The organism is Candidatus Uabimicrobium helgolandensis, from assembly GCF_041508025.1.
Lineage (GTDB): Bacteria > Planctomycetota > Uabimicrobiia > Uabimicrobiales > Uabimicrobiaceae > Uabimicrobium > Uabimicrobium helgolandensis.
Genome location: NZ_CP165719.1, coordinates 5,669,448 through 5,693,138 on the forward strand (window position 1 = coordinate 5,669,448; position 23,691 = coordinate 5,693,138).

Sequence of the window (23,691 nt, forward strand, 5' to 3'; positions counted from 1 at the left end):
TAACCTACTACTTATCTAATAAACTCTTTTTAATAAGTAGGTGGCAACCATTGTATCCAGGAACTCCACCTTTTACAACTATAAGGCCTTTTTCTGTATCAACTTCTACTACCTCTAAATTGCGAACGGTACAGTTTTTATTTCCCATTTGCCCGGCCATTTTCATACCTTTGAAAACGCGAGCAGGAGTAGCTGAAGAACCGATAGAACCACGTGAACGTAAACGATCACCTTGTCCGTGACTTGCCGGTCCACCTTTAAAACCGTAACGTTTTACAGTTCCCTGAAAACCTTTACCTTTAGATACACCACAAACGTCTACTATTTTGAAATCAGTAACATCTGCTGCTGTTATTTCTTTACCTGCTTCTACTTCGCCTTCTCCATTCCATGAAATTTCTCTCACGAATTTTTTAGCAGCAGCAGCGCCAGCCTTTTTAGCATGACCTAGTTCTGCTTTTGTAGAACGCTTTTCTTTTTTATCATTATAACCTAGTTGTAGAGCAGTGTACCCATCTTTTTCTTGGGTCTTTACTTGAAGTACAGTACATGGGCCGACTTCAATAACTGTTACTGGAATACAGTCTCCGCGTTTGAAGATCTGTGTCATTCCGACTTTCTTGCCTAAGATGGCTGAAATCATGACTTTGTCCTTCTTTCTAATAAGAAACAAATTTAGTTCTGAAGTATGTCGTAATTTCCGAAAATTTCAAGAACTCAACTAATAGACTAACAAGCCTATCATTTAATACAAACTCTTAACAAAGAGTGCACGGCAATTCTAGTTTTTATATCTGCTTTGTCAAGAAAAAACATAAATCTATTTTGCACTTAACGAATTACACACAAGGATTACACTAAAACTAATTCATATTGTGGTAGATTACTTTAATTCTCTACAATTTTATCTGTAAGAATCACAAAATTGGAGAATTATTTTAAAATCAAGATGTTCATGGTTGAAATTATTCATCGTTACCGATAAATTTTTGTTAACAAATGCTAACAAATGCAAGCTACAAAGAATGCAGCCAGGGGTTATCTCCCAATGCACGTAGAAAGATTCCACGCGCTCCATTAAAATCGCGATCAATACGTTTCTTACAAGAAGAGCAATTAAAAAACTTGTGTCCACCGATATTTTCTTTAACATAGCCACAAGAGCTACAAGTTTTGGAGGTATATGCTTCGTTTTGTTCGATAACAATAGAAGACAAGAGCTCAGCTTTAGACTTCAAAGTATTTTTGAACTTGAAGTGCGACCAGTTGAGCATTGCTCTGACTGTTTTTGAGCGTATTTTTCGCTTTGAACGTAGCACCATTTGGCTGGTTTCAAAAGGTGGTATAATAATAATTTCAAAATGTTTGCACAAGAAATTGGCAGTTTTGTGATGGATTTCGCTGATGAGATCTTTGATTTTCCATCGCATGCAATCAGCGGCTTTTTTCATACGCTTTTTACGTCGTGATTTTGCTTTCGATATGCGACTGGTAAGTTGATCGAGATGATGACATAGTCGCACAATACGACCAAAATCACCACAGCCGACTTTGCCACAACTGTGTTTGGTGTAAAAAGTTTGAAAAGATCGAACTCCTGGATCTAAGGCAACGATGTCACTCCTTTGATTTTCAGGTTTCATGACAGGTTTGCCTTCAGGCTTAACAAGAAAAAAACGTCCTTGTTGGAAAACAACGCGGCAATCAAAATAAGCTTTACCAACAACTTCGCGAAGTAACAATTTTCCCATTTTGCGTTTATAAAAGGAATCTTGCTTTACAGCACTTTTTGGAATGTAGATGCACTCATCGCGTTTTTTGCGACTTTTGAATTTCACTTCCTGCACTTTACCAGTTTTTGCGAACTTCTTTTTGGCATTTTGTACAGCTTTGCACGCATCTTTAATAGCAATTGATTTGATTTGAAAAGGAGTTTCTTTTGACCACTCAGGTAGATCATCAAGTATTTGTTTCTTGATTTTCATCCAGCTTGCAGTTGTATTTGGCTGTTTTAGATAGTGAATCGTTTTGTTGTAAACAAACCGAGCGCAACCAAACCAGTTACGTAGAAGTTGCCGCTGTTTTTTGTTTGGATAGAATCTTATTTTCCTGCTTCTTTTTACTGCTATACCTTCGCATTCCGTGAAGTTTACACGAGAATACGTATATGATCGACATAAGATCTTCTGTGAGCTTTTGTTGTGCACTACTTTTATCTTCTTCGAGAACCACGACTCGCCCACCACCGATTTCCATAATCCACTGGATAAGTCGATATCCAAATCTACTAAGTCTGTCTCTGTGGGTACAAAGTACTTCTTCGATTTCTCCTCTAAGTCCTTGTTCCAGTACTTTGAGCAGCCCTTTTCGTTTGAAGTTGAGCCCTCATCCAATGTCGGTGATGATTTCATGATTTGGATACTTTTCCTTCATAAACTTCTTTTGTCTTTCCAAGTCGTCTTTTTGCTTACTGCTCGATACGCGACAATAACATACTTTTTTCTTTGGCTTTTTATTACCTAATATACTTTCCAAATTGTATCTTCGTTGGTTTGATTTTGTGCGTATTGTTTTGATAAGTCCTTTTTTGTCCCAGTTTCTTAAAGTATTTGCGTGCACTCCTAATATTTCGCAAGCTACTCGACTTGGTACCCACTGCATTTTTTACCCCTTTTTTACCCCTTTTTCACTCCTATTTTAACCTTTTTAATATTTGTTAGCAAATGTTAAAATAATAATTACTAGTAAACAACCTCTTTTAGAAGATGGAAATGGGCTCAAAGCATTTCCATCTGAATGATGGTATCCCCTAACCTAGTTACAGATTATCTTTTTTCCACTTTCTCACTACACAAGTGACTTGCTCAATAAATTCATTTGGGCGTTCTTTAATGCTCTCGATAATAGGATTTGTAGGAACAGTTACTAAATATTTTTCTGCCCACAAAATTACATCAACCATTATATTAACCATTCCCAAACCTGTTTCTGTCAAATAATACAACTTTTTGGTTTTGTTATCAGGATGTTCTATACAATTGATAACATCCAAAAATGTTAGTTTTTTTAAGCGATCTGTTAGTATATTTGTTGATATTTTTTCTGGCACATTTAAGAGTTCTCCGAATTCATGTTTCTCAAAAAACATCAACTCTCTTATGATGATAAGTGTCCATCGATCACCGATAATATCGAGAGCATGGGCTATTGGGCATTCAGATTTTTTTATGTGTGATTTTTTAGTATCCATAGTATTTATATTTTTTTCAAATTTTCACTTGCGTTTTACAAGTAATATGATTATAGTGTATTCACTTGCGTTTTGCAAGTAGATCTAGGTGTATATTCTATATTATTTTAAGAATGTCACTTGTGTTTTGCAAGTGATTTTTCGAAATCAATTTGAGTATATTTTTGATAGGTAACTTACTTTTAAGGAAGTTCTTAATGGGAAAATTGACACTTCATGGCGTAACTCTTTCACCATTTGTTCGCAAAATTAAAGTACTTTTGATTGAAAAAGGCGTTGAGCACGATCATGTACCTGTTCCACCTTCACAAGAAGCAGAGTTTTTAAAAATAAGTCCTCTTGGCAAAATACCTGTGTTGGTAGATGAAGATGGTCGTGCAATTAATGATAGTTCGGTAATGGTAAGTTATTTAGAAGAACGTTTTCCAAATAATTCGGCTTTACCCGAAGATCCATACGATCGTGCACGCGCAAGATGGTTTGAGGCATACGCAAGTAGTTCTTTTGCACCAGCTTTGGTTTTTGGCATTTTTGGTCAAAGAGTGGTTATGCCTTATTTGTTTGGTACACCTACAGATGAAAAAGTAGTAGAAGAAGCGCTTGCAGCTGCTCCAAAATATCTCGGTTATTTGGAAAGTGAATTAGGGGACAGTGATTATTTTGTCAATAATACTTATAGCTTGGCAGATATAGCACTCGCTAGTAATTTTTGTAATCTTCTTCACGGAGATTATCACATTGATGCAGAAAAATATCCGAAGTTAGCAAAGTGGTTTGCTAGAGTAATTGAGCGTGAGCATTACCAAGAGATACTTAAGCAAGAAAAAGCTTTCGTTGCTGATTTAAAATCAAAAGCCAAGTAAATTGTTGTTAGGGCGTCAATTACGCCCTAACAACAATAAGGCTTTTATCGAGCGTCTGATTGCAAAAAAATAACTAAGTCAAATTAGAAAGTCTATGTTATATTCGACAATGATAACACACCTGAAATCCCAAAAGAGCTTGTTCAATTCTCTTCTTTACAAAAATTAGATCTAAGTGACAATCAAATTTCTGAGATTCCTAAAGAACTTGCCCAACTCTCTTCTTTGCGAAATCTATGTTTACAAGACAATCAAATTTCTGAGATCTCAAAAGAATTAAATCAGCTTAATATCTATTATTTAGAAAACAGCTAACTACTCATAATTCAAGTTGTGAGTAGTTAGCTGTTTTCACAAGTGATGTAGCTTGATATTCGTATTTGTTGTTGATAGTCTTTACTTTAAATCACTCGTTTTCTGCAAAGAATAGTAGCCAAAGCGTGGTGTTCGATCAGTATGTCCAAAAGTTAATTCAGTAATAAAGCGATCACTTTCATAATAAACAATGCTAAAACGAAAATTAGCTTCATGTCTTAAGAAAACAAAATTTTCTGTTTGTGGAATTGTTGCAGGATAAGAATAGAACTGCGTACCGTTTGCCAAAATAGAAATTTTACTTTTTTCGCTCACCATAATACTCGAATCTTTTGCCATTGGCATTCCACCAATGTACTCTATGTTTGCTTGGTCAAATAGCAGAGCGCCATCGAAGCGCCACACAGGGTGGCTTTCTTTTATAAGATCGTTTCCTGGAGTTATTCTTGTATAGTTTTTACTTTTGAAGTCAAAAACAAAAATATCGTTGCGTCCATCGTAAGCAGCAATACTACGATTTCCACAAAATGCAATTTTTTGTTGCTTATGGTGCCAACTAGGTTGCCCTGCAGTGGCAAAAGAGTTAGTAATTGAATGTTCTTTTTGTGTAAGAATATCATACACGAATATTTCAGTTTTTTGGTTACGTGTACTTACATAAGCAATCTTTGTACTATCTGCAGACCAAGTAGGATGACTATTATTTGCCAACGAAGTGATGTATTTCCACTCATTTTTTTTATCAAAAGCGTAGTAGACTAGATCGTAACGTCCGCGTTTGTTGGTCGTGAATGCTAAATATTTGCCATCTGGAGAAGGTGAAGGTGTGCCATAGTCGTGATTGGTACCGCTAAGTACAGATGTAATATCTTTGTCTTCAAGGCAGCAAAAATATATCGACCAAAATCCATCGTCACCTTTACGCGAAAAATAAATACCTTCTTGCAGTTCACTGCAAACAAAACCACATAAAACAAAAATAATTACAAAAAATTTATAAATATAACCGGGCATTTGATTCTCCATTTTTTCAGAACAGCAACTTTTAATACACTTGAACATTATATAATAAAGATAAACAGACTAGCAACCAAAAGATCTGTTCATTGTGAAAATCAAATCGCGTTTTGTAAATTTTTAGTTGTTCTCGCGTAAAGCTGCTTTTAATTCTTGGATTTTTTTCATTAGCTGTTGTGATTCGCTATGAGAAAGTTCGACTGCTTTATTCCAATCGGCGAGCGCTTTGTGATACTTTCCTAATTGTAGAAACAGGTTTCCACGTAGATAATACCCTTCTTTTTGTTGTGGTTCATCGCGTAAGGCTCTTTGGTAATCATCAAGAGCTTTTTCTAGTTTTCCAGCTAATTGTAATAAAATTCCGCGTGATAAACGCGTTCCTGCATCACGCGGATTTAATTCTAGCGCACGATTAAAAAACTTAAATGCTTTTTTCTTGCTTCCTTGCATTTGATATGTCATTCCTGCATAACTGTACGCCATAAAATTTTTTGGTTCAATATTTCTAGCCTGTTCATAGTCGCGATGAGCAAGTGCATAATTTTTTTGTAAGCGGTGTAAATAGGCACGATTGATATAGTACGAATAAATATTAGGTTTTATACCTATTGCTGTAGAATAACTATTTACGGCTTCTTGGAGCTTACCTTGTCTTTCTAGTAAATCTCCTCTTGTTGCGTAAGCGCGGTGGTAATTCGAATTGTACTCAATAGCTCTTTTAAAGTCTTGTGTAGAAGATAAATACTTTTCCTCAAGCATGAATAATCTTCCGCGATTATGATAAGCCTGATAAAATTGAGGATTAATCGCAATTGCTTTAGTATAGTCATTGACCGCTTTTTGGTAGTTCTTAGTTTCTTCACGCATTCTGGCACGATTGTAGTAGGCACGAGCATAATTGGAATTGAGCGCAATAGAGGTATCGTAATCGCGAAGGGCTTGTGTATAATCTTTTCTTTTTTCGTATAATAATGCACGATTGTAATAACTCAAAGCCGATTTGGGATTATTTTTTATTACATTATTATAGTCAGAAATGGCTTGCAATACTTCTTTGTCATTTCCCGTTTGTCCGAGTACTAAACCGCGCAAGAAACCATAATCTTCTGCTGTTTTTAAATTCATAGATTGCTTAAAAATTTCTTTAAGCGGTTTCAAAAAAGAGGCATCAAAAAATAAACTATGATGATCTTCACTGTGTCTTGCATAGTCAAGAGCTTCGACCATTGCGCGATTGAGTTTTCTCAATTCGTTATTGCTTTTGTGCAACTCTATTTCTTTGGTTTGTAACTTTTCGTAAGCCATCGCCAAAAACGCACTAAACCCAATGACCGTTGTAAAAAAGACAATGATAAAGCTAAAAAGTAGTTTATGTTGTTTTATGAGCGTATGTATAGAATCCATTTTTGTGTATTGCCGTGCAATAATCGGGCGTTTATGCTGGTAATTTTTGAGTTCGATGTCTAATTGTCGAAAACTTTCGTAGCGTCTTCTCGGGCTACGAGAAATCGCTTTAAGGCATATAGCTTCCAAATACGGGCATACTTCCGGATTTAGTTGATGTGGAGGAATAGGAGGCTTTTCTAAAATTTGGACAATAATGTTTATATTTGTCGTTCCTTGATAAACAGTACGCCAAGTAAGCGCCTCGTATAGTGTAGCTCCAAATGAGTAAATATCGCTTTTTTTATTGGGATTTCCTTCAAGTTGTTCTGGAGCCATGTAGTAAGTAGTTCCAAGTGCTTCACCGGTATTGGTAAGATCTTGTTGCCCATGTATTGATTTTGCTAATCCAAAATCTAAAAGCTTTGTTTGGCCTTCTTTATCAACAATGATATTTGCAGGTTTTATGTCCCGATGTAGGATATTATTATTGTGAGCATGTGAGCATGCTTGACAAACTTGGCGCAAAATTCCTACTAAAAACGATGTTTTCATGCATCGTTCTTTGATCAAACTTGTGAGGGATACACCTTCAATGTATTCCATGGTAAAATGTAGTTGTGGAAATTCAGCAAACTCATAAAACCTCACAATATTAGGATGATTAAGTTGCGCCATAGTTTGCGATTCTTTAAAAAAGCGCTGGCGATTACCTGCATTTTTATTCATGATCACTTTAAGTGCGATTATGCGCTTCATTTGTGGATCATATGCTTGATAAACAATTCCCATTCCACCACGCCCAAGCTCTTTGTTGACAAGGTAACGGCCAAAGTAACTTCCCTGTGCCAAGGGAGCATAAGCGTCTTGTTCGCGAGTATAAAAATTTTTCTGAACATTAAATCTAACGGTTTTGTCTGGATCTTGGGAGACACTCACATTATTTCCCATCAAGTAATTTAATTGATTTGCGTAAAAATTTTTGTTGGTTTAAACCGAGTGATTCTAGAATAGTAGCTAATTCATCATAGCGCTTTGTTATATTAAAAGGTAAAAACCAGTTTACTTTATTCAAACACATCGGACAAAGCCATAATGGGTGCTTGTCTGACTCGCTGCGATTATTTGAGCCGTTCATACAACAATCAAAAGCAATACAGTGGCGAATACCCAACATGTGGCCAATTTCATGAGTAGCTGTTTTGGCCGTTCTTGAAAAACATAAACGAAACATTTCCTTGGACTCCGCAGGGTCACCATTTCGATACATCGAGAAAACACCTACACGGTTTACCAACGATGCTTGTCCGTAAACAAAGTTCCAACTAGCGCGAGGATAGAGGTCATAACTAGTAAGTGCAATATAAGCAATTGCATCCTTAGGGCGACGCGGCCTCAAAATTTTTCGCAAAATATACTTAGTGTGAATTTGCTTATCTCCCCAAGACGGATGGACACGTCGAGCTTTGGGCGAAATTTTTTCCAAAGGAATTGGTTTAGTAAACTTAACCGGAACCTGAAAAAATGCACCAATATAACGAGTAACAAGCGTAACGATTTTTTCCTGTTCAGGTGAAAATTGTCCTATCTTCTGTATATAAATCGTAGTCCATGCCTCGTTTTTCTTACGTTGTTTATATTCATAGAAGGTTTGCCCAGGCTCCTGTTTATTCGCATACCAATCGCCAGGTCCCCCTGGATGAAAAGTTTGATGTATCTTAACTAAGTCGATAAACGGTTTATGCAGTTCATTTACAATGTCAAAATGGTGTTTTTGTAATTTTTTATCCAAATGAGAAACATTCAGAGAATGCTCATTTTGACCACAGGTAATAATTATGCAAGAAAAAAGTAAAATCACTACAACATATCTATTCATGTAAATCCCCTTCATATGAATTTTCGTAAAAAATATTTGCAAAGCAATTATTCTAAGATAACCAGCGCTAAAAGGTTGTTACTTCATGTTTTTCTAAACTGTAAAAGCTTTTTCAATAAAATTTTGCAGAACTTGTACTTTTTTACTAACGTTTTTATGAGTAACAAAGAAAAAAGTAATGGGAATCTCTTCTTTCCCAATTAAAACGCGTTTCAATTTTCCACTTCTTAGCTCTTCTGTTATTAAGTATTTTGGCATAAAAGTAACACCTAAATTTTCTAACACACATTGTTTTAGAGTATCAAAACTTGTGGTTTCTATTGGACAAAAAGCTTTTTCTAAGTATTTACCATACTTTTTTTCCACTGTTTTGTAGCAGTAATCGAATCTGAGTGGATATGATAAGAAACGTACTTCTTGAAGGTATTTCGCTTCTATATGTTGTGGAATTTCTTTGTTTTTTGTAGAAGCAACGAAGAGTAGTTCATCTTGAAAAAAAGGCTTTATTACCAGTCTATTATCATTGGGAATATCACTAAGCACAGCGCAGTCTATTTGGTATTTTGCTACTTTTTCAAGAATAGTATTTGTGCTTTCGTAAGAATAAGTGATTCTTATATCAGGATAACCATCCAAAAAATCGGCGAGAACTTTTGGTAGTAGGTATGAAGAAATAGTTGTGTAAGTACCTAGATGTAGTGGTCCCTTTACACTATTTTGTAAATTTTGTACAGCTTCAATAGTATTTTCTAAAATGAAATGCATTTCTTGCACTTTTTGTAATAGTAACTCTCCTGTCGGTGTTAGTAGCAATCCTCGATTATGTCGATCAAACAAACGTTCCTCTAAGTAGATCTCTAATTTTTTTATTTGAGAACTTATAGCAGGCTGGGTTATGAATAAAATTTCTGAAGCTTTAGAAATCGAAAGTTGTTCTGCAACAACTTTAAAGCACATTAACAAATTCAAATTTAAATTAGAGAGTTCCATTGCGCACCTTGGTATAACCAAAAATTATATCTAATATAAAATCATATGTTTTGAATAATATTAAAAAGTGTGTTTATCTACAATAAGTTGATTAAAACAGCTCGAATAAAATTTTGAAAGGAAATTAAATGAAAAGATTATATTTTGTACTATTGGCTCTGTTTATTTCGTGTTGTGCTTATACAGAAGAGCCAGCGAAAAAAATACTGATGTTGGTATCAGATGGATTTCATCCTAAAGAATACTACACTCCTAGAGATTTATTTGAAAAATCCAAATACAAAATAGAGGTCGCATCAAAATATCTCTATCCAGTGTTACCTGATAGAAGAAAAATAGCCGAGTATCCTGCGATTATCGCGAACATTACCTTTAAAAAAGTAGATGTTTCTAAATACGACGCGATTGTGTTTGTTGGTGGAAACGGAGCATGGGAAGATTTTTTCCCCAATGAAGATATACACAAAATTCTCACAGATGCGATGAAGCAAAATAAAATCGTAGCTTTGATCTGCTCAGCTACCGGATTACTAGGTGTCGCAAATAATCTCGATGGCAAAGGTAATCCTGTTGCAAAAGGTAAAAAAGTAACAGGATACAAAAGAGTTGTAGGACTGTTAGTTGTTATGGGGAAAGTAAAGTTTAGCCCGGGAAAAAAAGGCAAACCTCATGTGGTTATCGATGGAAATTTAATTACAGCGAGAGATCCTATCTCAGCTAAGCTATTTGCAGAAACTATTGTCAAGCATTTAGAGGTTCGAAATTAGGATTACTATAATAGCAGAACGCTTGATCAAGCGTTCTAATTTTAAATTTGGATTTGATGGCACAATTAACTTGTTGATTTGAATGTATAACATACTATGAGTGAATTGTTTGAAAAACCCTAACTACTTTTTTTATAATAACTAAGGGTCTGTTATAAAATTATTTTAAGGCGCAAAATTATTTTTTTAAACTTTTGATTTTGTTATTTTTTTATTAAAAAATGCTTTATTAGAAGCTAAAATACTCGAATTTTCATCCTCAACGAATTTTGTAACAGGCTCTAAAAGATTTTGAGGGGTTTATTTAAGAATCGCGTTGTAACAAAGATTCAGAAAAAAGAAAAAAAACGCAAAAAAAGAAAAAATTACCAGGACATGTCGATACTCTAGTCTATAAAACGTCGAAACTTGTAACTCCTAATTAAAAGAACAATCAATAGTTTGATTTCTCTATGATTCGGAATACAAGGCTTTTACCGGTAGTGTTTTGATCAATTGGCAGTATTAAGTTTCTTTAGCCATTCTTTTGCAATTATAATTTCATCGTCGCTGAGTTTTATGAGCCATTGTTTTATCATTCTTTTCTTGTTTAAAAATTGCAATATCTTAACGAAATATTTTTGCTTATCTTGTTGCTTTATATCTATACCTAGAGAATACAAGGTAAAATCAACCGTGTTTTTTGAAACCCACCCCTTCGTTAAATCAGCGGCTAAACTGGCTATTTTCTGTTGGCTAAAATTTTCATCTCCGACCTCTAACCATCCGTTTCTTTTGACAAATACAATTCCTTGAGAGTCAAGACTTTCTAAGAAATTATGGAGCTGTCCGCGAGATTTGGTATATTTAATTATTTGCAAGTAGTGGTTTATCAATGAAGTTGTATTTTGTGTTTCTTGTGGCGGTTCTATATTAAGATGCATGATTGTGAATTTTACATTACTTTTTGTTAAACCATTATTTACAAAATCAATAGCCATTTCTTTTATTGTTTTTTCATCAATTAGGTTTTTTGCTTCTTCTGGTGTAGAAAAATTAACCATAAACCACACTAATATGATAATTAAAAAAAGCACACCGAAACAAATAATGTCATTTTTTTTATTCACTGATTGTCCTTTTCAATTGGTTTAGGTTACTATTTTTGAATTAGGGCCTATCATCACTAAAAATGTTTTTCGAGCCTGAGCAGCGCCAGTAAACGGTACTTAGATATAGAGAAACAGGAAATCAGTAACTAGTCGACCTAAGAGATAGTAACTAGAAACATTCAACGCTAATTCAATGGTAAGTCATTGACAAAATAAAGACTTTGTAAAGATTATATTGTTAATCGCTCAATAAAATAAGAAAGAACTCTTATTTTGTTATTTTTAAGTCTAAACTAAGTATAAAAAACGAAAATATTGGCAGAAAAAATCTAAATCGATTATTTATTGAATGGCATGTAATTTAAATAAAGTAAATAGATGTAGTTACTTTTGCAAAGCCTTTATTCACAGTCTTCATAAAGACTACTTGCTTGCAATTGCTTTAAATTAAGCCTTACAGTACCGTTTACTGACATCGATATTAAAAATATCAAGTTATCAATTTTTTTACATCAAAATTGCCTTTTACCCCCATTTTGCAATGGTTTAGGAAGAACGAGTCGCACCAGATAACTACAGCTTTGCTGGACGCTCTCTGGTACCAGAATTATTAGAAGCGATTTCTTTTGTACGTTTTACGCAAACCATCCTTTTGGCCCAATTTTATTTAAAAAACTAGAAAAACTTGGAGCCCACGTTACCCATTTATTCCCTACTAAAGCTCTTACAGATGGACTAGATTTATTTTTTTGATAGTCGAGAATAATTGGAATATCTGAACCAATATCGCATTCTCCAATCCACAATGCCTGATCTAAGTCAATGCTTTCAAACATATTATTAAATGCATATCGAAATTTATAATACTTTTTCACATCTCTAAGAATATAAATTGCTGGCAATGTAAAAATATAAACTTCATCTGCGTAAGAAACTAGTCTTTTAATAAAAAAACGCGATACAAAATCTTTAAATATGGCTCCATCATTTTTACTAGTAAAAACCAATCTTTTAGGTAGCTTTAAATCTAAAATTTCTGTTGTTTTTTCAATTTTGCAATTTTTGTATTTTTCATCTAAATCTTTTAGATCTTCTTCTTGTATAAAATTACCAAATAGTTTTAAAAAACAAAGATTTTTTGGTAATTTTGTTTTTAATGCACTCAGTCTATTATTACGAAGATTTAATATTTCAAGTTTTTGCATTTTTACTATTTCTTCGGGAATATTGGTAATTCGATTACCTCCCAAATCAAGAAAATTTAAGTTTTTGAAGCTAAAGACCTGTTGAGGGATTTGATTAAGTTGTAAAGACAATTTTAATTTTTGTACATTGGTATTAGTAATAAAATTTATTTCATTATCATCTGTTGCTCCTTGAATATTAAGATACTTAACATTACTATTTTTTATAGATATATTCTTGCAATCGAAGAGATTTAATTCGTAAAATTCACATTTTTCAAATACAAGTTCATTAGTTCGTACAAAAGTTAATTGTTCATTTTCAAAAGTACATTCGTGAAACTCACATTTAGAAACATCATTTACAATTTTTTGCAAATTAAACACACATGACTTATAGATAAAATTATTTTTCAATTCTGCTAAATGCAAATTTTCATTTACTTTTGACATGCTTTCTCCATAGCGCGGAATGTGCCTCAAAAAGTGAAACACTTTTTAATTTACAATTAAGCTCACAGTATAATCGGGACCTCTTCCTTCAAGTTCAAGATATAGACCTTCTCAATCCCCTCTGCTATCAACTTCAACCCTTATGAGTAGAGTGAGGGCTGAAATTAATAGCGACGGGGATAGAGGAGAAGAAGGTCAATTTAAATTATAGTTCACTCTCTACATGTAAAAATTGTAGAGAGTTATATTGAGTCTGTTTAAGCACTAAATAGTTAGTGCTCATTTTGTGTCACAGAGGGCCCGTTGTAGTTTTTATATGCGAACGTACTGTTGAATACTATTCATGCGCTACAAGTCTGGTTAATAAAACTTATCTCTCCATTAACGCTATCAGATTTATATATAATATCAAATTTACTTCCCTTGTATTTTTTATTCATTTTTAAGGTAAAAGCTAATACTCTGTTACTTTTGTTTAATCCCATGTGATCATAAATGTAAGCGTGACCTGCAGTATTTGCGACGAACCCATCAGGTGGCACATCTGCTTTTTTTAAACTAGCACCAATGCGAACATGTCCATCATCCAAATGAACAACACCCGACTCGCGCCAGTTTTCCATTGCTGAGTCTGTCTGGCACCAAAACTAGAACTTTTTTAAAAGGCCATGTTTTTGTTGCATCCATTACCAAGTCTGAATATTTAAAGTAAAAATCAGGATTAAAATCTATATTTCCATTTGTCAGTCTGACCCACCATTTTAATTTTGATCCTCAATAAAATCTTTGTATATTTTATTGAGCCATTTTTGATTATCATCTAGGACAATTTGAGGAAATAGATTTTTTATACGATTCTTTCCTTTACACCAAGAAGCAAAATCTGAATTTGTAATCTCTTTGTATGGAAATTGTTTAAGAAATATATTTTCAAAATTTATCTTTTTGCTTTTATATAAAGTAAATAATTTTTTTGTATTTTCTTTTCCGAAAAATTGATAAAAGTTATCAAATTTTTTTATCTTTTTTTCATCGAACTTCATTAACGGATGGTGTTTAGAATAAGAAAAATGTTCTCTATGTATAAAAATATTAGTTAGAGAAGTTTCGTAGCAATGCCAACGATGTTTATGAGATGGAACTATCTGTATGTCAGTCATAAACTTATAAATATCATTTTTTTGCGGTTCTACTTCGGAGAAAAAAGCAATACCAAAACTACCTACTCTATCTATAAAAGCAGTCTCATAACAAATCGAGCAAGCGTAAAATCCAGAAGATTTGTATAACCCAATTAGTATGAATAAAAATAATATTATTATTGTTTTTTTCCTTTGAACAGTCATTTCTCTACCCCTGTTCTATTTAGTACTTGTTGTATCGTAACATTGCGATTAACCAAGCTAAGGTTAATCACAATATAGTTTACGAAAATAAAATAAAACCAAACTATTTCAATAGAATGGTCTTTATGTAGGTTGCGAATATAAACAGTACGCTTCAAGAAATACTACTTCAAATAACAGTATGAACATAACAATTTACGAATTATTTTTCATCCAACATCTCTTTTTGTAAAACTCTTATCTGCTCCTTACTGGATGGTAAATTAATATTGAAAATTTTACCTAGTACTCCGTAAAGTTAGTTTTGAATCTGCCTTGTAAATCTTTTATAATCTAGCTTTTATTACTTTAAGGAGCTAGGAATGCGAAGAAGACAATATAAGATTAAGCTTAGAAAAGCAGAAAAAAAACAATTAGAAAATTATGTAAAGAGTGGAAAGAGATCAGCAAGAGCAATAACAAGAGCGCGTATTTTACTATTGGCCAATGAAGGAAAAACAGTTAACGAAATAGTGAAAGCTCTAAAAAGCAGTAAGCCAACAGTTTATAGAATTCGTAAGCGCTACATTGATGAAGGTTTAGAGTTTATTCTAGGAGAAAAACCTCGTAGCGGTAAACCGAGTAAAATAGATAGTTGTTTAGAAACTCAGTTAGCAACAATAGCGTGCTCAGAACCTCCTGAAGGCTTTAGTAAATGGAGCCTAAAATTATTAGCTAACAAATTAGTAGAGCTAAAGTTGATCGAATCTATTTCACATACGCATGTGGGAACGCTGCTAAAAAAAATGAACTTAAGCCTTGGTTAAAAAAGCAATGGTGTATTGGCCAGATTAATGCAGAATATTTATGGCGCATGGAGAATATTCTAGATTTATATTCACAGCCATACGACCCTAAAAGACCTGTGGTTTGTATAGATGAACGTCCTTGCCAACTTTTAGAAGAGGTTACAAGACCAGTCAAGAGCAAACGAGGTCGACCAAAGCGCGAAGATTCAGAATATCAACGTAATGGTACCTGCTGTGCATTTGTAGCTTTCGAGCGATTATCTGGTTGGCGATATATCGAAATAAAAGAGCGCAGAACAAAAGTTGATTATGCCCATTTTTTGAAAGAACTTACTGATAAGTATTATCCAGATGCTGATAGTATAAGGATAGTTCAAGATAATTTAAATACTCATACAAATGGCTCTTTTTATGAAGCTTTTCCTGCAGAAGAAGCCTTTAGATTAGCAAAAAGATTTGACTATCATTATACGCCTAAGAAGGCTAGCTGGCTTAATATGGTTGCAATTGAGCTTTCTGCTCTTTCTAAACAATGCTTAAATCGCCGTATTCCTACTATTGAAAAGCTAAAAAAAGAAGTACTCTTTTGGGAACGATACCGAAATAAACAACATTGCACTATAAATTGGAAATTTACAAAGAATGATGCTCGTATCAAATTGAATAAATTCTATCCTGACAACATATAGTTTTTATAAACCCTCTCTAATCACAGTTCTTGAAAAACAAAGAAACATGGGAGTTAGAGAGATGGCTCACAATTAACTTTATGGAGTACTAGATTATCAAGGTTTCAATCCTTGTTTTGATGGAAGATGATCATTGAGTTTAGAAAGGTTTCACCATGCAAACCGTGACGAAGTTTCAATCCTTGTTTTGATGGAAGATGATCATTGAGCATTGATATAGAGGATCTTGACGGTATAGGTAATCTGTTTCAATCCTTGTTTTGATGGAAGAGATCATTGAGACTAGTGTCAGGGAATCCGAAAAGCCGCAGCTTTGTTTCAATCCTTGTTTTGATGGAAGATGATCATTGAGTACGAGTACGAAAAGTGGAGAGACAAGAAGCCAACCAGTTTCAATCCTTGTTTTGATGGAAGATGATCATTGAGAATGTCTACGCCATTTATAAGCTCCAGGTATGTTAAGTTTCAATCCTTGTTTTGATGGAAGATGATCATTGAGGATTCTGCAATACCCGCTGAAATTCCTAAGCACACCAGTTTCAATCCTTGTTTTGATGGAAGATGATCATTGAGTTTTAGACGAATAAGCGAAGAGCGGCGGTGAGAGTGTTTCAATCCTTGTTTTGATGGAAGATGATCATTGAGCGGTGCTTCTGTAGCGTCTCGAAGTGTTGCCGGAAAAAGTTTCAATCCTTGTTTTGATGGAAGATGATCATTGAGCGTTACAAAGATAATAACCCTGTGTGCGCAACGCTTAGTTTCAATCCTTGTTTTGATGGAAGATGATCATTGAGAACAAAACATAGAGCGCGACATGTTCTTGTAAGTGAGTTTCAATCCTTGTTTTGATGGAAGATGATCATTGAGTTGGTTTTGTGTATATCTTCTGTCTCTACGCAAATGAGTTTCAATCCTTGTTTTGATGGAAGATGATCATTGAGCCGCGGCGCAGTTCTGGAAAACTAGAGGCTACGGAAGTTTCAATCCTTGTTTTGATGGAAGATGATCATTGAGGTTACAGGGCAAATCGAAAAAATAATAGAAAAAAAAGTTTCAATCCTTGTTTTGATGGAAGATGATCATTGAGAATGCGAAGCGATCGGTTTGGTTTTTGCTTCAATTGCTGTTTCAATCCTTGTTTTGATGGAAGATGATCATTGAGACAACATACCAAGATTACATTGTTATGACTACACTTGTTTCAATCCTTGTTTTGATGGAAGATGATCATTGAGAATTACTACTAAACAAGTCACGGAACCTAGTCTTCAAGTTTCAATCCTTGTTTTGATGGAAGATGATCATTGAGAAAGAAGAGTGTTTGCCAATTACGCTTTAGATAATGTTTCAATCCTTGTTTTGATGGAAGATGATCATTGAGGACAAAGAAATTGTCAGATCTACTTCAAAAGGCAGGTTTCAATCCTTGTTTTGATGGAAGATGATCATTGAGCAGCTATACAACCTATATCTCCAAAAAGCTTCCCAGTTTCAATCCTTGTTTTGATGGAAGATGATCATTGAGTCATGAAATAGTATCCGGCACGATGTAAAGCCTCGCGTTTCAATCCTTGTTTTGATGGAAGATGATCATTGAGTTGATATTCTCTATAGATTCAGCAGAAGCAGTTTTGTTTCAATCCTTGTTTTGATGGAAGATGATCATTGAGTGTACTTCTGCTTTCGCAAGGCAGTAAAGGAAATGTGGTTTCAATCCTTGTTTTGATGGAAGATGATCATTGAGTTTTCGCTCACTTCATCAAGATGTTTCACTCGAGTTTCAATCCTTGTTTTGATGGAAGATGATCATTGAGTGTACTTCTGCTTTCGCAAGGCAGTAAAGGAAATGTGGTTTCAATCCTTGTTTTGATGGAAGATGATCATTGAGTTTTCGCTCACTTCATCAAGATGTTTCACTCGAGTTTCAATCCTTGTTTTGATGGAAGATGATCATTGAGTTTCTGATCTTTTAGATGCGCATGTTGGAATTCTTAGGAACGGTTTCAATCCTTGTTTTGATGGAAGATGATCATTGAGAATATAGTCCTGAGCTGTACAAAAGCCGAATCAAGAGTTTCAATCCTTGTTTTGATGGAAGATGATCATTGAGCTTTTCCGCTAAAGAAATCAACCACAAACCGTAAACCAGTTTCAATCCTTGTTTTGATGGAAGATGATCATTGAGTAAAAGATATACCTATTTTATTTTCTCTGGCAGGAGGTTTCAATCCTTGTTTTGATGGAAGATGATCATTGAGCCTGGGTATTTTTCTTGCGGCACTTTTATTGTTCCCAGGGTTTCAATCCTTGTTTTGATGGAAGATGATCATTGAGCAGGTGTATCGAGATATCAATGCAGGGATTTTGACGTTTCAATCCTTGTTTTGATGGAAGATGATCATTGAGCTTAAGGAGTTGGTGTTGCTAATAGTGTGAGCCAAGAGTTTCAATCCTTGTTTTGATGGAAGATGATCATTGAGAGAAACGTTCGAATATTTTTGCATTGCTGACGATGGAAGTTTCAATCCTTGTTTTGATGGAAGATGATCATTGAGAACGAAATATCCCACGCAAGGCTTATTTGCCTCGTGTTTCAATCCTTGTTTTGATGGAAGATGATCATTGAGAATTGGAAGAAGAGTGTTTGCCAATTACGCTTCAGATAATGTTTCAATCCTTGTTTTGATGGAAGATGATCATTGAGTTTTCAGTCAAACAAATACCCATATCTGGGATTGTGAGTTTCAATCCTTGTTTTGATGGAAGATGATCATTGAGTAGACGCAAGCTCTCCGAAAGCAGTAAAGGGAGAAGTTTCAATCCTTGTTTTGATGGAAGATGATCATTGAGAACGGAGAGACCTTTACTATAGAGAAGATATTCATTGGTTTCAATCCTTGTTTTGATGGAAGATGATCATTGAGAATTTGGATTTGTGGGCCACAATATGAGCTCGCGGAGTTTCAATCCTTGTTTTGATGGAAGATGATCATTGAGGTTTTCGTTTTTCGACGGCTATATCTACTGTAGGGAGTTTCAATCCTTGTTTTGATGGAAGATGATCATTGAGTACCTTGAAGCACTCGTTTTGGTCTCTCGTTTTCTCGGTTTCAATCCTTGTTTTGATGGAAGATGATCATTGAGACCACATGCTTCCCGTTTTTTGCTTCACTAGAAACGTTTCAATCCTTGTTTTGATGGAAGATGATCATTGAGAATATACTTTTTTCTCCCGCAGCAAGATATACTTTCCCTCGTTTCAATCCTTGTTTTGATGGAAGATGATCATTGAGAAGAAAGGCCAATATATTGGGCTGAGTGTATAGGTAGTTTCAATCCTTGTTTTGATGGAAGATGATCATTGAGCGGTTGCACTTTTTATCTTAACCAGAGAGAAATTATCGGTTTCAATCCTTGTTTTGATGGAAGATGATCATTGAGTTAATCAGCTAAACGATTTAGAACATTTCCCCACTTTTGTTTCAATCCTTGTTTTGATGGAAGATGATCATTGAGAAAATCATGTTCATGGCTAGAATATAGCCACCTCCTAGTTTCAATCCTTGTTTTGATGGAAGATGATCATTGAGACATAGTCCGCGCTTGCGGCGTAGCCGCGCTACGTTCTCTAGCCAAGTTTCAATCCTTGTTTTGATGGAAGATGATCATTGAGGCTACAGAGATAATGGATTGTGCGGTGGACAAGAGGGGTTTCAATCCTTGTTTTGATGGAAGATGATCATTGAGTCTACAACAAATTACAGAGAGACGCCTAGAAAAATGTTTCAATCCTTGTTTTGATGGAAGATGATCATTGAGGCTGCTTGGTCTCTAAACGCCTTAGCGCCTTGAGGTCGTTTCAATCCTTGTTTTGATGGAAGATGATCATTGAGCTCTCTGTCCCTAGAGCAACATGAAAAAATAAATATAGTTTCAATCCTTGTTTTGATGGAAGATGATCATTGAGTTTAATGTTGACACCAGCAATTGTACTCATTTTTTGTTTCAATCCTTGTTTTGATGGAAGATGATCATTGAGCTCACGCAACGCGGGAGGGAGGGGAGGCAGAAGTCAGTTTCAATCCTTGTTTTGATGGAAGATGATCATTGAGTCTTTCTTAGTATTAACAATAAAAGTACGTTCTAACATGTTTCAATCCTTGTTTTGATGGAAGATGATCATTGAGATGGTTGTGTTGATTGTTCTGAGGATTCTTTTTGTTGTTTCAATCCTTGTTTTGATGGAAGATGATCATTGAGTAGAAGAGCACGTTAAAAACAATAAATGATTACAAAGGTTTCAATCCTTGTTTTGATGGAAGATGATCATTGAGTCCCAAAACTAAAAACCGGCAAAACTTCCATGTGTACGTTTCAATCCTTGTTTTGATGGAAGATGATCATTGAGATTGACCGAGATCTGTCTGGAAAAGCAATAGCAAGCAGTTTCAATCCTTGTTTTGATGGAAGATGATCATTGAGCATAACACCTACTCCGACAGAATAGCGTTGTCGTAAGTTTCAATCCTTGTTTTGATGGAAGATGATCATTGAGGATGACATTTCGCAGAGAGTCGCCAGATAAGTTTAAGTTTCAATCCTTGTTTTGATGGAAGATGATCATTGAGATATTTGACACAAGAAAATACATTATGGCACTGAGGAGTTTCAATCCTTGTTTTGATGGAAGATGATCATTGAGTACAGCCTTGACAAACAAAACCAAATCGTCGTCGCGCTGTTTCAATCCTTGTTTTGATGGAAGATGATCATTGAGTTTCCTTTGACCAGGTCGTTAGTTTAGATGATGTTCTGTTTCAATCCTTGTTTTGATGGAAGATGATCATTGAGCACAGCCAAGGGTTAGGCATTATGGCGCAGAAAATAGTTTCAATCCTTGTTTTGATGGAAGATGATCATTGAGTAGAAGAGGCATTTGGAAAACTTTCTGATCAAGCGTTTCAATCCTTGTTTTGATGGAAGATGATCATTGAGCGTCTGCTTTTCTGATTTTTATAGTTCCACCATCATGTTTCAATCCTTGTTTTGATGGAAGATGATCATTGAGTCTATCTTCGTACATCTAATGATTCTCTTATCAATGAGAAGCGTGCATTGGAAGAGTTTCAATCCTTGTTTTGATGGAAGATGATCATTGAGATTTTTTTCCTAATGCATCGAGTTGTCCTGCTATGTTTCAATCCTTGTTTTGATGGAAGATGATCATTGAGTTTCATATATGCCACCCATTTCTTCGCGAACATTTTCGTTTCAATCCTTGTTTTGATGGAAGATGATCATTGAGAACAACGTTCCCCCTCCGAAGAAGGGAGAATTAAGTTTCAATCCTTGTTTTGATGGAAGATGATCATTGAGAAAAAAATTTAGAAATTCCCGCACACCCGCACTTTGTTTCAATCCTTGTTTTGATGGAAGATGATCATTGAGTATCAACCAGCGCTGCCAAATAGGCTTCTGCGGGTTTCAATCCTTGTTTTGATGGAAGATGATCATTGAGTTTGAAACGAGACAAAAAGAAGAGTTAGAAGAGTTGTTTCAATCCTTGTTTTGATGGAAGATGATCATTGAGCCGTTTTTTCTAAAGAATGATTGAGTTGTCGCATATGTAGAACGTTTTTCAGCACACATAATCGCATTTTATACATCCGTATAACCTCAAATTTCGACTCAAATTACAAACTAAGATAGTAAGTAAACCTTTTTATTTCAAGCTAAGCAAGTAATTTTTATCATAAATAGAAATAATTTCCGCCTAGGCAATTTATAATTGTCAAAGAACGCAACCACTTACTGTGTGCAGATATTTTTATATGTACAGTCAAAACATCGACTTTTTACTTTTGTTCTTTTAGGATAGTAGTTTTTATCTATTATCTCAAATAGTTTTTCTACAATATTTCTGGCTTCCTTTTTAATTTGAGAAGTTATGGCAATTTTTTCTATATGACTTTTACTTCTAATATAAACTAAATAGGCATTTGGGGCAGAAATACCATAGTGTTCTTCTATAAGCATAGCATACAACGTTTGCTGCATTTTCAGAGTTAGGTATACCTTATTTTCCCAAAAAGTATATTTGTAATCTAACGGAGCTGCTTGCTCATGGAAGAACAATATTTCGTCGACTTTGCCTACCAGTCTTAGTTTTACAGAACTTAGATACACATCTGTTTCTTTTGAAATACATCCTATTTTTTTTCTCAAATATTCTTTATTAGTTGCTAATTTATGCAAATGAATATCGCGCCCTTTGTTTACTAATGTTCTTTTTTCTTCGTGTTGTTTGATTTTTAATACATTCATAAAAAAAGTAAATCGCGGACAATATAGATATTCTATTACTTCGGAAGGCGTAACAAACTCTTTCATTAAAGAAACAATCCTTTTATTTCTGCGCTAATTAGCTTTTTGTCAAATGCTTGGCCCAGAAGAGAGCAGTTATTGAAGTGTTCTTTACACATAGAAAAAATATAAACCGAATCCGTTTCTTTCGAAATTTGATCTTCAATGAAGGTTTGTAAATTTCTTTTTTGCGCTTTGTTTAATTTTCCGACAAAAACAGACTTTTGTACGCGGTATATACCGGCTTCTTCACAAGCTTTAGCAACTTTACTTCGTGCTTTATCTAAAGTGATATCATAAAATACCCATGCTAGCATAATAGTTCCTTAAAACGAGTTGTCAGCGATTAATTCATTTGCAAATGCATGTGCGTCTAGCTGGATTTGATTTATTTGCTGAATATTGCGACTTTTATGTCGCGTTGTTTTGCTGAAATGTTCTAAAAGTTCTGCTACAAAAAATTTCTTTCCTTCCTCGTTTAATTGAAAACCATTCTTTACTTGTTTATAGTGTTGTTTTTTGACTTTGCACCTCGAAAACAAGTAAAAAACAGGTTGTTCTACAAATATTCGATATGATTCTATGAAATCAAAAACTAGAGATTTTTTATTGTAGTTATCGCTGTGAAGCAAGCCTATGTAAGGATCTAATCCCGCAATAATGAGAGCTCTTTCCACCTTGCTGTATAGAATACCATAACCATAGTTTAAAAATGCATTAAAGGTATCCTTAGCTGGCCGACTACTGCGGCCTTTAAAGGCATATCTTTCTGGAAGTAAGTCAGACATGGCTCCAAAGTAATAACGAGAAATATTTCCTTCATATGCCATAATCAGCGCTGAATTTTCAGATAACTTACCTGTTAATGATAATAACTTGGATTTTAACTTTTCCATCGCTACTATCCTTTTATCAAAAGACTGCTTTTTTTGTGGACGTTTTGAAAGAAGCAGTTTGATAAAATCTATTTGGTTATTTACTTTTTGTAGCACCCATTCGAGAACAAATTCCAATCCACAATCATCATTATATATTTCAAGTAAGCGCCTTCTGATATAAGTAGTGCTACCTATTTTGGGAAACCAAATTCGTCCATAAGGATTACCATACTTATCTATGAATATTATATCGATGTTATGTTCCATTGCTAACTGGATAGCATCTGTCGATATTGTTGCTGCACTTGAAATAATAATAGAAGATAATCTCTTGGGAGACATCTTTTTTGTTTTGTCGGAAATTTTTATGAGAAATAATTCTCCTGATTTGTATAAATAACTACCAAATGAATTTAAATATAACTCCATACGCAC

19 protein-coding genes, 1 pseudogene and 1 CRISPR repeat array are annotated in these 23,691 nt (G+C 34.5%); of the genes and pseudogenes, 4 read left to right on the forward strand and 16 right to left on the reverse strand.

All coding sequences use genetic code 11. The annotated features are described in order from the left end of the window. Positions 1-7 precede the first annotated feature (7 nt). The 5 genes from rplC to UABHE_RS20935 all read right to left on the reverse strand — a co-directional run bounded on the left by rplC (position 8) and on the right by UABHE_RS20935 (position 3,250). Positions 8-640: a 50S ribosomal protein L3 gene (gene rplC, locus UABHE_RS20915; protein WP_372371657.1), complete on the reverse strand. Its 633-nt coding sequence runs from the start codon at positions 638-640 to the stop codon at positions 8-10. A gap of 376 nt (positions 641-1,016) precedes the next feature. Continuing rightward, positions 1,017-2,129: an RNA-guided endonuclease InsQ/TnpB family protein gene (locus tag UABHE_RS20920; protein ID WP_372371659.1), complete on the reverse strand. Its 1,113-nt coding sequence runs from the start codon at positions 2,127-2,129 to the stop codon at positions 1,017-1,019. Then, positions 2,062-2,361, reverse strand: coding sequence for a recombinase family protein (locus UABHE_RS20925; RefSeq protein ID WP_372371661.1), 300 nt, complete (start codon positions 2,359-2,361; stop codon positions 2,062-2,064). Before UABHE_RS20925 ends, UABHE_RS20920 begins: the two co-directional genes overlap by 68 nt. A 24-nt stretch (positions 2,362-2,385) precedes the next feature. Further along, a complete protein-coding gene (locus UABHE_RS20930; RefSeq protein WP_372365232.1) occupies positions 2,386-2,661 on the reverse strand; it encodes a recombinase family protein in 276 nt (91 codons plus the stop codon). Between the two features lie 157 nt (positions 2,662-2,818). Further along, positions 2,819-3,250 (reverse strand): winged helix-turn-helix transcriptional regulator, encoded by a 432-nt coding sequence (locus UABHE_RS20935; RefSeq protein WP_372365233.1) that lies wholly within the window; start codon positions 3,248-3,250, stop codon positions 2,819-2,821. Positions 3,251-3,447: 197 nt separating this feature from the next. On the opposite strand from UABHE_RS20935, the gene UABHE_RS20940 reads away from it, so the two are divergent. Beyond that, positions 3,448-4,113, forward strand: coding sequence for a glutathione S-transferase family protein (locus UABHE_RS20940; RefSeq protein WP_372365234.1), 666 nt, complete (start codon positions 3,448-3,450; stop codon positions 4,111-4,113). A 126-nt stretch (positions 4,114-4,239) separates the two neighbouring features. Then, positions 4,240-4,428: a leucine-rich repeat domain-containing protein gene (locus UABHE_RS20945; RefSeq protein WP_372371663.1), complete on the forward strand. Its 189-nt coding sequence runs from the start codon at positions 4,240-4,242 to the stop codon at positions 4,426-4,428. Between the two features lie 81 nt (positions 4,429-4,509). Here UABHE_RS20945 and UABHE_RS20950 read toward each other — a convergent pair whose 3' ends face one another. From UABHE_RS20950 to UABHE_RS20965, 4 genes are all read right to left on the reverse strand, one after another. Further along, positions 4,510-5,442 carry a TolB family protein gene (locus UABHE_RS20950; protein WP_372365235.1) on the reverse strand — a complete coding sequence of 311 codons (933 nt, stop codon included), beginning with the start codon at positions 5,440-5,442 and terminating at the stop codon, positions 4,510-4,512. A 123-nt stretch (positions 5,443-5,565) separates the two neighbouring features. After that, positions 5,566-7,767, reverse strand: a complete 2,202-nt coding sequence (locus UABHE_RS20955) for a tetratricopeptide repeat protein (protein WP_372365236.1) — start codon at positions 7,765-7,767, stop codon at positions 5,566-5,568. A 1-nt stretch (position 7,768) separates the two neighbouring features. Then, the gene (locus tag UABHE_RS20960; protein ID WP_372365237.1) at positions 7,769-8,707 is read right to left on the reverse strand and encodes an archaemetzincin; all 939 of its coding nucleotides are present in this window, start codon (positions 8,705-8,707) and stop codon (positions 7,769-7,771) included. A 93-nt stretch (positions 8,708-8,800) separates the two neighbouring features. Beyond that, complete coding sequence (locus UABHE_RS20965; RefSeq protein WP_372365238.1) at positions 8,801-9,697, reverse strand: LysR family transcriptional regulator; 897 nt, start codon at positions 9,695-9,697, stop codon at positions 8,801-8,803. Positions 9,698-9,825: 128 nt separating this feature from the next. On the opposite strand from UABHE_RS20965, the gene UABHE_RS20970 reads away from it, so the two are divergent. Then, the gene (locus tag UABHE_RS20970) at positions 9,826-10,464 is read left to right on the forward strand and encodes a DJ-1/PfpI family protein (protein WP_372365239.1); all 639 of its coding nucleotides are present in this window, start codon (positions 9,826-9,828) and stop codon (positions 10,462-10,464) included. A 491-nt stretch (positions 10,465-10,955) separates the two neighbouring features. On the opposite strand, the gene UABHE_RS20975 is transcribed toward UABHE_RS20970, so the two are convergent. From UABHE_RS20975 to UABHE_RS20990, 4 genes are all read right to left on the reverse strand, one after another. Beyond that, a complete protein-coding gene (locus tag UABHE_RS20975; RefSeq protein WP_372365240.1) occupies positions 10,956-11,573 on the reverse strand; it encodes a hypothetical protein in 618 nt (205 codons plus the stop codon). Between the two features lie 617 nt (positions 11,574-12,190). Further along, positions 12,191-13,192, reverse strand: coding sequence for a leucine-rich repeat domain-containing protein (locus UABHE_RS20980; protein ID WP_372365241.1), 1,002 nt, complete (start codon positions 13,190-13,192; stop codon positions 12,191-12,193). A 341-nt stretch (positions 13,193-13,533) separates the two neighbouring features. After that, positions 13,534-13,815, reverse strand: coding sequence for a hypothetical protein (locus tag UABHE_RS20985; protein WP_372365242.1), 282 nt, complete (start codon positions 13,813-13,815; stop codon positions 13,534-13,536). A 138-nt stretch (positions 13,816-13,953) separates the two neighbouring features. After that, complete coding sequence (locus UABHE_RS20990; RefSeq protein ID WP_372365243.1) at positions 13,954-14,538, reverse strand: hypothetical protein; 585 nt, start codon at positions 14,536-14,538, stop codon at positions 13,954-13,956. A 362-nt stretch (positions 14,539-14,900) separates the two neighbouring features. Here UABHE_RS20990 and UABHE_RS20995 point away from each other — a divergent pair. Next, positions 14,901-16,015: pseudogene (locus UABHE_RS20995) on the forward strand (IS630 family transposase). A 101-nt stretch (positions 16,016-16,116) separates the two neighbouring features. Continuing rightward, positions 16,117-21,605: direct repeats of the CRISPR family, unit length 37 nt; unit sequence GTTTCAATCCTTGTTTTGATGGAAGATGATCATTGAG. A gap of 218 nt (positions 21,606-21,823) precedes the next feature. On the opposite strand, the gene cas4 reads toward UABHE_RS20995, so the two are convergent. From cas4 to cas1, 3 genes are read right to left on the reverse strand one after another with little or no spacing between them, the layout of a single operon-like run. After that, entirely contained in the window at positions 21,824-22,405 is a 582-nt protein-coding gene (gene cas4 / locus UABHE_RS21000; RefSeq protein WP_372365244.1) for a CRISPR-associated protein Cas4, read from the reverse strand. Then, positions 22,405-22,695, reverse strand: coding sequence for a CRISPR-associated endonuclease Cas2 (gene cas2, locus UABHE_RS21005; RefSeq protein WP_372365245.1), 291 nt, complete (start codon positions 22,693-22,695; stop codon positions 22,405-22,407). The genes cas4 and cas2 overlap by 1 nt, the downstream gene beginning before the upstream one ends. Positions 22,696-22,704: 9 nt before the next feature. After that, positions 22,705-23,685 (reverse strand): CRISPR-associated endonuclease Cas1, encoded by a 981-nt coding sequence (cas1, locus tag UABHE_RS21010; protein ID WP_372365246.1) that lies wholly within the window; start codon positions 23,683-23,685, stop codon positions 22,705-22,707. Positions 23,686-23,691 lie beyond the last annotated feature (6 nt).